This window comes from Candidatus Coatesbacteria bacterium (assembly GCA_014728225.1).
Classification (GTDB): domain Bacteria; phylum RBG-13-66-14; class RBG-13-66-14; order RBG-13-66-14; family RBG-13-66-14; genus WJLX01.
The window spans coordinates 1-10,761 of the sequence record WJLX01000107.1; the positions used below are offsets into that span (position 1 = coordinate 1).

Sequence of the window (10,761 nt, forward strand, 5' to 3'; positions counted from 1 at the left end):
ACGTCCATGCAGACGTCCATGCAGACGTCCATGCAAGCGGGTACGCTGAACCCCCTCGAGCTGAGCCGGCGGCGGAGCCATCCCGCCCTGCGCGGAGTGGTGCGTGTTGCCGCCGCCGTCGCCGTCCTGGCGCTTTCGGCCCGGCTGAGCTTCCCCCATCCTTTCAGCGCCACACCGGTGCCGGTGACCTGCCAGGTGCTGGCGGTCTTGGCGCTGGGGCTGATCCTTTCCCGGCGGCAGGCCGTCGCCGCCGTGGTTTCCTATTTGGCTCTGGGGTTGGCCGGGGCGCCGGTCTTCGCCTGGGGCGCCGGCGGTGCCGCCGTGCTGCTCGGTCCGACGGCGGGTTACCTGCTGGGCTTTCTACCGGCGGTCTGGCTGACCGGTGGCGCCGGGAGCGGGGACGGCGTACTCAAGCTCGCCCTGCGGGCCCTGGGCGGTCTGGCCCTCATCTACCTCGCCGGTTTCTCCTGGCTGGCTCTGCTGACCGGCGACGCCGCCGCTGCCTTCCAGGGCGGCGTACTGCCCTTCGCGGCCCCGGACCTGCTCAAACTGGTCGCCGCCGTCGCCGCGGCCGTCGTCTTCCGCCGTCGCTGAAACCACGCCGGTCAATCCGTTGATGTTGTTTTCTTCTTAAGGAAAGGTGCTCGATGCTCAAGACCGCGCTCAACGAGATACACCGTGAGTTGGGGGCTCAACTGGTCGAGTTCGCCGGTTACGAGATGCCCCTCAAGTACACCTCGATCAACGAAGAGCACACCACCGTGCGCGACAAGGTGGGCCTGTTCGACCTCTCCCATATGGGCGAGTTCCTGCTCAGCGGACCCAAGGCGGCGGCCTTCGTCGACTACCTGGTCACCAATCGCGTCGCGAACCTCGAGCCGGGGGAGATCGTCTACTCGCCGATGTGCTACCCCGACGGCGGGATCGTCGACGATCTGCTGATCTACCGTCTGGCCGCCGACGAACTGATGCTGGTGGTCAACGCCGCCAATATCGAAAAGGACTGGGAGTGGGTCCGCGAGCACCTGCCCGCCGAGGGCGTCGAAGCGCGCAACCTCAGCCGGGAGACGTCGCTGATCGCCGTCCAGGGTCCGCTGGCCGAAGAGGTCCTGACCGCGGTCACCGAGCTCGACCTGTCGGCGATCCCCTTCTACGGTTGGGCCCGGGGCGCCGTGGCCGGCGCGCCGGAGCTGCTAGTATCGCGAACGGGCTACACCGGCGAGGACGGCTTCGAGATCTACCTGCCCAACGAGCACGCCGAAACCGTCTGGCGGGCCCTGTGGCCGGTCAACACCGACCGCGGCGGAGCGGCGATCGGTCTGGGCGCCCGCGACACCCTGCGGCTGGAGATGAAGTACTGCCTCTACGGCAACGACATCGACAAGACGACCAACCCCCTCGAAGCCGGTTTGAAGTGGACGGTCAAGCTGAAGAAGAACGACTTCATCGGCAAGGAGGCCCTCCAGCGGGTCAAGGCCGAGAAGGTCTCCCGCAAGCTGATCTGCTTCGAAATGCAGGAGCGGGGCATCGCCCGCCACGGGGCCGAGTGCTACGACGAGGAAGGCGGGGCCGTCGGCCACGTCACCTCGGGGACGATGTCGCCCTCCCTGGGCAAGGCCGTCGGCCTGGCCTACCTGAGTCGGGGGCACACCAAGAGCGGCAGCGGGTTCCTCATCGACATCCGCGGCAAGCGCCGCCGCGCCGTCGTCGTCAAGCCCCCGTTCTATAAAGAGGGTTCCCGGAAATAAGCGGCTGATCCGCTCGGCTTCGTTGGCATTGATCCAGACATACAGCGATTATCCCGCACGAAAGGAGCACCCGTGTCCTATCCCGACGATCGCAAGTACGCTGATTCCCACGAATGGGTCCTGGCCGAGGGCGAAACCGCCTCCATCGGCATCTCGGCCTACGCCGCCGAGGAGCTGGGCGAACTGGTCTACATCGAACTGCCCGAGGTCGGCGAGCAGCTCGAAAAGGGGACGGAGTTCGGCGTCGTCGAATCGGTCAAGGCGGCCAGCGATCTGATGGCCCCGGTCTCCGGCGAGGTCGTCGAGGTCAACGAAGAGGCCGTCGACGAGCCCAAGCTGGTCAACGACGACCCCTACAACGGCGGCTGGCTGGTCAAGGTCAAGCTGGCCGATCCCGACGAGCTGGACAATCTGCACGACGCCGGGGCCTACGAAGACATCATCGGCGAGGGGTAGCGGATGCATCGACGATACCCGGCAGCGCCGCTGGTTCTCGTCGCCCTGCTGGCCGGTTGCGGCGGCGAGGAGGAGATCAGCGAGCAGGCCGAGCTGACCCCGGAGGAGGCCGGCGTCACCACAGAGGATTTCCACTGGGAAACCCTTGGGGGCGACGTCGGGCTGCCGGACGGGACCTTGACCTCCATCGAGTTGACCCCGGCGGCGGTCTGGGTCACCGGTGACGGGCGGCTCTACCGCTCGGGACGTGAGGGCTTCGACTTCACCGTTGTCACCGACGAGAACCTGCCCGCCGAGGTCCAACGGGTGACGTTCGCCAACGGAATCCTCTGGGCCCTGGGTTCCGGGGCGGCCTATTCCGCCGACGAGGGCAACGGCTGGAGTGCGGCCCGTCTGCCCGGACGCGACGAGGGCGGCGAATGGCGCTGCCTCAGCGCCGATGTCCTCGGCGACGACGCTTACATCGGTACCGACGCCGGCCTGGTCTACAACTACAGCTTCAACCCCCGCGCCACGGTCAGCTTCAACCGGGAAAAACCGCTGATGGGGGCCGAGATCGGCTACCGCCGCATCACCGACGTCCGGGCCGAAACGGGCGACGGGGCGGGGATCTGGGCCGTCTCCCCCGACGAGTACGGTTTCCTGGCCCGGCTGGACCCCGCCGTCGGCCGCTGGGTGATGATCCACCCCTACGACCCCTTCAACCGCGTCGAGGTGCGCGGCGAACGTGTCTGGGCCGGCAGCGAGGGCATGGGGCTCTTCCGCTCCGAGGACGGCGGCGCGAACTTCTACGAAGTCAACCCCGGCGGTGACTGGAAGAACGTCAACGGCATCGCCCTGGGCGCCGGTTCCTGCTGGGCGGCCACCGACGGCGGAGCGGTTTACTATCCCTATGTCGACGGTCAATGGGAGTTCCACGGCGTCCAGGAGGGGGCGGATTACGGTGTGATGCACGATGTGGTCTACGATGAAGAGGCCAACACCGCCTACTTCGCCACCGAGAAGGGCTTGGCCGTCGGGATCAAGGAAGGACCTCCGGCGGCGCCGCCGGAAGAACAGACGGTCGAGGACGACGAAGCCGACGAAAACGTCGACGGTTAGGCGCACCCCAGCGCGAGTATCGGCCCGGATAGGGGACCCGTCGCCGCGGGTCCCCACCTCGTGCACCCCCACGGCGGCGCCACCCGAGCGCCGGATCGTTTGACTGAGCCGGGACCGCGTCGCTATAATCAGTCTGTAGTAGCCTCTCCAGGGAAGGCCCCAGCGTGAAACTACCGGACAAAGTCGCCGTCATGGGTGCGGGCAGTTGGGGCACCGCGCTGTCGATCGCCTTCACCTACGCCGGCAATCCCGTCACCCTCTGGGCCCACACCCCGGAACTGGCCGCCAAACTGCAGCGTTTCGGCGAGAACGTCGACTACCTCCCCGGCGCCAAGCTGCCGCCGGAACTGGAAATCACCGCCGACATCGCCGAGGCCGCCAAGGCGGCCGGCGTGGTCGTCAGCATGGGCCCGGCCCAGTTCGCCCGCGAGGTTATCCGGCGCTTCGCCCCCCACCTCTGGAAGGGCACCATCGTCGTCAACGCCGCCAAGGGGCTCGAGCGCAGCACGGGACGGACCATGAGCCGCCTGCTGCAGGAGCTGCTGCCCGACCGCTTTCATAAACGCATCAGCGTATTGGCCGGACCCAACTTCGCCGTCGAGGTGGCCCAGGGCCTGCCCGCCGCCGCCGTGGCAGCCAGCCGCTCCAAGGCCGCCGCCCGCTGGCTGCAGGACCGCCTCTCCTCGGACCGCTTCCGCCTCTACACCACCAACGACCCCGTCGGCGCCGAGATCGGCGGGGCGATGAAGAATATCTTCGCCATCGCCGCCGGCGTTATCGCCGCCGTCGGCCTGGGCGCCAACAGCCGCGCCGCCCTGATCACCCGAGGGCTGGTCGAAATCGCCCGCATCGGCAAGATTCTGGGCGCCAAGTCCAAAACCTTCAACGGCCTGAGCGGCCTGGGCGATCTGATGCTCTCCTGCTCCAGCCCCAAGAGCCGCAACTACCAGGTCGGCTATCGGGTCGGTCGCGGCGAGAAGCTGCCCGACATCCTGCGTGGGATGATCAACGTCGCCGAGGGCGTTCCCACCACCGTCGCCGCCGTCCGCCTGGCCCGGGAGAACAAGATCGAGCTGCCGATCACCCAGGAGGTCTTCAGCCTGCTCTATGAGGGCAAGGACCCCCACGCTTGCGTGCAGGATCTGATGACACGCCGGCTCAAGCCCGAATAGGCGCGATGAAAACCCTGGCCGTAATTCCGGCTTACAACGAGGCCCCGCGGATCGGCGGGGTCGTGCGTCGTGTGCGGCGAATTCTCGACGACGTCCTCGTCGTCGACGACGCCTCGACGGACCACGGGCCCGCCGTCGCCGCCGAGGCCGGCGCCCTGATACTGCACAACGAACCGCCCAATCACGGCAAGGGTTACGCCCTGCGCATCGGCTTCTCCTACGCCCTGGCCGAGGACTACGACGCCGTCGTCACCCTCGATGCCGACGGCCAACACCCCCCCGAGCTGATCCCCCGCTTCCTCGCCGCCCTGGAGGACGGCGCCGATCTGGTCTACGGTAACCGGCTGGGCGATCTGACCGGCATGCCGCCGGAGCGCGTCTTCTCCAACCGCACCACCACGGCCCTGGTCTCCCTGCTGGCCGGAACGCGCCTGGCCGACAGCCAGTGCGGCATGCGCGCCGTGCGCGCCTGGGTCCTGCGAGCCGCCGTCACCGAATGCGACGGCTTCGCCGCCGAGAGCGAACAGCTGATCCTGGCCGCAAGACACGGCGCCCACCTCGCTCCCCTCACCATCCCCACCATCTACCTCCCCGATTCCTCCAGCAAGATGCACGTCCTGCGCGACACCCTGCGCTTCGCCCGGCGGTGGTTCCGCTGGCTGGGATGGCTCTGGTAACCGGCGCTACCGCTCACCACTAACGAACGGCGCCCGCGGGCGCCGTTCGTTAGTCACCAAGGACGGGAGGGGTGACGGCCCAGGGGGTTAGCAAGCTCCCGGCGTTGAACGGCCCGTCGTCTCCAGACGGAGAACCCTCCCGTCACGATCGTTCGGTCCAAATCGGTCAACGGTTGATCCAGGCGTGAGGAGCACGGTGGATACAGGGGGGGCGGCAGATTCTCCCCAATTCATCGAGCAAGACCTCAGTCATCTTTCGCCCCCTTTCCCGTCTAGTTGTTTCGCAATACTTCATCGCGCTTGCGGCTGGGCTTCAGCGGTTTGACCTCTACCAGCCGAACAGCCGGCTGCGGCGCTCGCGCTCGGTTTTGAGCATCAGGAACAGGCCCTTCATCGGATCACCTCCGTTTTCCGTTATCTTCCGCGGCAGGGTCCCTCCCGCCTCTAATAGATAAGACACACCGCGACCGCCGGGGGTTTCACCCACCGCGAAATCAACCCGAACGACCGCCGGGGTCCCGCCCTGAAAAACAACCCGCCGAACGCCTGTCAACCCGCGAACGGCGCGATACCCCCCCGCCCCGGAACTGGCACGGTTTTTGCATCTCGGCGACCGTTACACCGTATGATAACGGTTCGCCTCCGCAAAAACCGTGCCAGTTCCGGGGCGGGGTCGAGTGAGGTTAACGGGGGTGGGGCGGGCTGTTTTTCAGGGCTCGTCGGCTTCGGGCTGGGGCAGCAGCTCACCCTGCAGCCGGGCCCGGGGGTGGGCGCGCTCGTAGGCCTTGCGCCAGCGTCCGACGGCCACCTTGGCGTAGCGCGCCGTGGTATCGAGATTGCGGTGGCCGAGCATCTCCTGGATCAGGCGGATGTCGACGCCGGCCTCGAGCAGGTGAGTGGCGAAACTGTGACGCAGGACGTGGGGTGAGACGGGGCGTTCGAGACCGGCGGTCCGGGCGTACTTGGCGACGATCCGCCCGACGCTGCGGGTGGAGAGGGGGTTGCCGCGGACGGTGAGGAAAACCTTGTCGCAGCGCGGGGCCAGTCGGCGTCGCTCGGCGAGGTAGGTTTCGAGGGCCCGGGCCGCCGTCGCGCCGCAGGGGGTGATTCGCCAGCGGCTGCCTTTGCCGTGGACGGTCACCAAACCGGCGTTGAGGTCGAGGTCGCGCCGGGTCAGGTCGACGGCCTCGGCGGCGCGCAGACCGGCGCCGTAGAGCAGCTCGAGCAGGGCCCGGTCACGCAGCCGCAGGGCGTATTGCGTGGGCCGGCGGCCCAGGATGCGCCGCACCTCGAGGCTTTGCAGGCGATGTCCTGCGGCGGTGAGAAAGAGCCGGTCGTCGCGGGGCGGCAGCGCCGTCCGTAGTTCGAGGTAGCGCGCCAAGCCTTGCGCACCGCGACCGTCGAGGGTGACACCGCGCTCATCGAGCTCGTCGACGCCGAGGGCGGCCAGTTCGGTGGGTTCCAGGCCGAGGGCGGCCAACTGGTGGAGCAGCTCGTCGCGCAGCTCGTGGAAGCCGGGAGAGTATCCGCTCAGCGGCGCTTCGACCAGACGCTGGACCTGCTCCGGCGTGAGAAACTCGGGCAGGGGTCGCTCGCGGGGGCGGAGTCGGGGCAGCAGCCGGGCGGGGTTGGTGTCCAGGTGACCACGCTCGACGAGCCAGTCGCCGAAAGCGTGGAGGGCGGAGCGCCGCCGGGCGTGGGTCGCCGGCGCCCGGTCGTTCCGGCGGCGGAACCGCAGATAGGCCCGCAGCCGAGCGGTGTCGAAGGCCGCCGGTTCCGCCGGGCCGCGCCCCGTCTCGTCGAGCCAGCGGATGAAGGCCTCCAGCTCGCCGCGGTAGGCCCGCAGGGTGTGGGGGGAGCGGCGGCGCAGCTCCTTCAGCTCCGCCAGGTAGGCAATGGCGAGGTCTGTCAGCGGGTCGGTCATTGTTACCATCATACACCCTTGAACGGCCGGATGACAGGGTCGCTCTTGCTTTGTAGCTCATGCACGGTTTATAATCCTAATGGTCCACACCGACGGCAACCTCGTAACACCCTGGCGAAGGACGGCATGGCCGACTGCCCCGACAGCAAGCCACCCCGGGTTATCCGGCGCGCCCAGAAGGATCCCGACCGGGCGGGTTCGATCGCCACCGGTCGGCGCCCCTGGGAGAAGGCGGTCACCGTCGTCTGGGTCGTGTTGACCCTGGCGGCCTTCGCCTGGAGCATGTTCGGCGAGGGCAAGCTTTCCGAGATGTCCCTCGAGATCGGCATCCTGCTGTTATCGCTCAAGTTCGCCTGGTCGCTGATGCAGGAGGCCAAGGTCAACCATTACATGTTCTGGATCCTGCAGACCCTGGAGCACAAGGTGATCGACCTGAGCGCCGACGTCCGGCGTCAGCGTCGCAGTCTTCGGGCCCTAGAACGTGAAATAGCCGCCCTGCGCGAGGAAACCGGCAACGGCGCCGGCGAGGTCGGCGAAGATGAACTCGAGGTCGGCGACTCAGCGGCGGTTCGCCGGGACTAAGACCCTGCGGGGTCCACCGACCGCACGTTATCAGGCCGGGGCGTATCGTCCCCAACCTGCGCGAGCAGATAATCCAGGGCCCGGTTGGGGGGACGTCCCCGTCCCGGGCCGCCGCCATCCAGAGGAGTAAATGCCGCTCAAGCGACAGCTCAGCCTGCTGGACGCCTTCAGCGTCGGCGCCGGGGCGATGGTCTCCTCGGGGCTCTTCGTCCTGCCCGGGTTGATCTACGGCCGCGTCGGACCCGCCGTGATACTGGCCTACCTGGCCGCCGGGGTGCTGATGATCCCGACGATGCTCACCATCAGCGAATTATCGACGGCCATGCCCAAGGCCGGCGGCAACTACTTCTTCGTCACCCGTGGCCTGGGGGCCCTGGCGGGAACCGTCGGCGGCCTGTCCGACTGGTTCTCGGTGACCCTCAAGAGCACCTTCGCCCTGATCGGCATCGGTGCCTTCGCCAAGCTGGCCTTCCCCGGCTTGGACGAAACGGGCTTCAAGCTGGTCGCCGCCGGTGGCGCCGTGCTGTTCACCCTGCTCAATCTCTTCTCGGTCAAGATCGCCGGCAAGGTTCAGGTCGTGCTGACCCTCTCCCTGCTGGGCATCCTGATCTATTACACCGTCGCCGGCCTCGGCTCGTTGGATCTGGACCGCTTCGAACCCTTTTTCGCCTTCTCCGAACAAGGAACCTCCTATGCCTTATTCGCCTCGACGGTGGGGATGGTCTTCATCAGCTACGGCGGTTTGACCAAGGTCGCCAGCCTGGGCGAGGAGATCCGCGATCCGGTGCGCAACATCCCCCGGGCGATGTTCATCGCCTTCATCGTCGTCCAGTTGTTGGGGGTTTTCGCCGTGGCGGTCACCGTGGGCCTGATCGGCGGCGACGGTCTGGCCGGTTCTCTGACCCCCTTCTCCGACGGCGGCCTGGTCTTCGGCGGCCGGGCGGGGCAGATCATCCTGGCGGCGGCGGCGATGATGGCCTTCATCACCACGGCCAACGCCGGGATCATGTCCGCCGGGCGGGTGCCGCTGGCCATGAGCCGGGACCACCTGACCCCGCCGCTGTTCGCCCGGGTCTCGACCAAACGCAACACCCCGGTGATCTCCCTCGTCTTCACCGGCGGCGTGATGATCATCCTGATCCTGTTCCTCGATCTCGAGGGTCTGGTCAAGGTGGCCAGCGCCAGCCTGCTGTTCATGTTCTGCCTGGCCAACCTCTCCCTCATCGCCCTGCGCCTCTCCAAGCAGTGCAACTACCGGCCGCACTTCCGCGTGCCGCTGTTCCCCGTGCTACAGGTGCTGGCCATCGCCGCCTACCTCTTCCTGATCACCCAACTGGGCACCAAGACCCTGCTGCTGTTCGGCGGCCTGGTTCTCCTCGGGCTCATCTGGTACTTCGTCTACGCCCGCCGTCACGTGCGCAGCCAGTCCGCCCTCGTCGCCTTGACCGAGCGCGTCCTGTCGCGCAAGCTGGGCGGCGACAAGGTGACCGACCTGTCCTCCGAGCTGCGCGAGATCGTCAAGGAGCGCGACGAGATCGTCTTCGACCGCTTCGACGAGCTGGTCAAGGAGGCCGAGATCCTCGACATCGACGAGGAGCTGACCGCCGACGAGCTGTTCCATCTGCTGGCCGAGCACCTCGACCGCCACCTGCACCTCGACCGCGAGACCATCTACCAACTCCTCGTCGAGCGCGAGGCCGAATCGACCACGGCGATCAGCCCCGGGTTGGCCATCCCCCACGTCATCTGCCCCGGCGAGAACCGCTTCGACCTGATGATGGTCCGCTGTCTACCCGGGATCGACTTCGGCGGCCACACCGGACCCGTGCAGTTCGTCTTCGTCCTCGCCGGCAGCCGCGACGAGCGCAACTTCCATTTGCGGGCGCTGATGGCCATCGCCCAAGTGGTGCGCAACCCCGTCTTCCAGAGCGTCGTCCACACCGTCGGCGACGTCGAGGAGGTCCGCGAGGCCATCCTGCTGGCCCAGCGCCAGCGGCATTAGGCCCGCTGGACAGCGACCAAAGCCCGCCCCTCCTTCGCCGCCCCAGTAACACCCCGCGCCGACGACATCGAGGAGATCCGCGAGGCCGTCCCGGCGCCGGCGTGAGGATGCCCAGGCGCGACAGCTCGCGACGCTGATCCCGAGACGGATCGATCATGCGTAAAGGGCGGGGAACCCCGCCCTGTTTCGAACCCCGCCCTGTTTGCTTGATCACGTTGCGATTCAGACCGCTCACCCCGGGGGTGCAAATGAACCCCCGGTCGTCAAACGAACCGTTCGGCTACTTCCACGCCTTGATCGCCCCCCAGCTCTTCTCCTCGACAGTCGAAGCCGGTTCGTATACGACCTGCAGGGCCGGCCTGAAGTCTTCGATGACGTCGTATTCACCCGAATAGAAACCCACCCCATACTCCGTCGCGCTGCTGGTCGGCCCGAAGATGAAGCCAAATTGGGCTCGTCATTCTCCAGCCACTGCTCGCTGAAGGGGGTGAAGTAGACATAATTCACGTCATCGTCGTGGTAGAAGGTCTGTTGGATGGGATGGGAAACGTTGTAGTTGGGCCTGGTGTTCCAGGTAACCGTGTCTGGATCCCAATCCGTGGTGATCATGTAGAAGGTGTATGTTATCGGAATGGTGCCCCAGGTCAACGAGGGATCGGGTTGCAAGAGCAGAGTGGAACTATTCACTGTGCAGCCGTCGAACTGGGGATCGTCAAGACCGCTGAAGCAAATCAGGGATGGGATCACACACGATCATGGACCAATCAGGCTGCTGTTGGGGTAATCTAGCCTGCCGGGATCGTTTCTTTGGTTGAAGCTGAACTCCATCTCCCTGATAGAGAGGCTGAAGTTGCGCTTGAAACCGCCGTGGTGGGCCTTTAGCCGTCGTTTGGCGTAGCCCCGGAAGTTCTCAAGGCCGTTGCTTGCCGCCAACCAGGGTCTTATCGTGGTTGATGCGCCTGTGATGGAAGCCGTTGAATGAGACAGCTTGTAATAGGCCTTCCAGCCGTCGTAGTAGAAGCTCGAGCCCAGCTCGGCCTCCCGATCGGCGGCGATACGCTCGCCAATGATACGATAATACTTGGCGAGCGTATTGGGA

9 protein-coding genes are annotated in these 10,761 nt (G+C 66.6%); 8 read left to right on the top strand and 1 reads right to left on the bottom strand.

Going from position 1 to position 10,761, the window contains the following annotated elements:
* The first annotated feature begins 6 nt into the window (after nt 1-6).
* The 6 genes from GF399_07690 (at nt 7) to GF399_07715 (ending at nt 5,154) form a co-directional block, all read left to right on the top strand.
* Nucleotides 7-594 carry a biotin transporter BioY gene (locus GF399_07690; protein MBD3400199.1) on the top strand — a complete coding sequence of 196 codons (588 nt, stop codon included), beginning with the start codon at nt 7-9 and terminating at the stop codon, nt 592-594.
* 53 nt (nt 595-647) lie between these two features.
* The gene (gene gcvT, locus GF399_07695) at nt 648-1,748 is read left to right on the top strand and encodes a glycine cleavage system aminomethyltransferase GcvT (protein MBD3400200.1); all 1,101 of its coding nucleotides are present in this window, start codon (nt 648-650) and stop codon (nt 1,746-1,748) included.
* A gap of 72 nt (nt 1,749-1,820) precedes the next feature.
* Nucleotides 1,821-2,204 (top strand): glycine cleavage system protein GcvH, encoded by a 384-nt coding sequence (gene gcvH / locus GF399_07700; protein MBD3400201.1) that lies wholly within the window; start codon nt 1,821-1,823, stop codon nt 2,202-2,204.
* A gap of 3 nt (nt 2,205-2,207) precedes the next feature.
* Nucleotides 2,208-3,305 carry a hypothetical protein gene (locus GF399_07705; GenBank protein ID MBD3400202.1) on the top strand — a complete coding sequence of 366 codons (1,098 nt, stop codon included), beginning with the start codon at nt 2,208-2,210 and terminating at the stop codon, nt 3,303-3,305.
* A gap of 164 nt (nt 3,306-3,469) precedes the next feature.
* A complete protein-coding gene (locus GF399_07710) occupies nt 3,470-4,477 on the top strand; it encodes an NAD(P)H-dependent glycerol-3-phosphate dehydrogenase (GenBank protein ID MBD3400203.1) in 1,008 nt (335 codons plus the stop codon).
* Between the two features lie 5 nt (nt 4,478-4,482).
* Nucleotides 4,483-5,154: a glycosyltransferase gene (locus tag GF399_07715; protein ID MBD3400204.1), complete on the top strand. Its 672-nt coding sequence runs from the start codon at nt 4,483-4,485 to the stop codon at nt 5,152-5,154.
* Between the two features lie 709 nt (nt 5,155-5,863).
* Here GF399_07715 and GF399_07720 read toward each other — a convergent pair.
* Entirely contained in the window at nt 5,864-7,090 is a 1,227-nt protein-coding gene (locus GF399_07720; GenBank protein ID MBD3400205.1) for a tyrosine-type recombinase/integrase, read from the bottom strand.
* Nucleotides 7,091-7,204: 114 nt separating this feature from the next.
* Here GF399_07720 and GF399_07725 point away from each other — a divergent pair, with 114 nt between their 5' ends.
* Both GF399_07725 and GF399_07730 read left to right on the top strand, forming a co-directional pair.
* Nucleotides 7,205-7,660 carry a hypothetical protein gene (locus GF399_07725; GenBank protein MBD3400206.1) on the top strand — a complete coding sequence of 152 codons (456 nt, stop codon included), beginning with the start codon at nt 7,205-7,207 and terminating at the stop codon, nt 7,658-7,660.
* 130 nt (nt 7,661-7,790) lie between these two features.
* A complete protein-coding gene (locus GF399_07730) occupies nt 7,791-9,662 on the top strand; it encodes an amino acid permease (protein MBD3400207.1) in 1,872 nt (623 codons plus the stop codon).
* Nucleotides 9,663-10,761 lie beyond the last annotated feature (1,099 nt).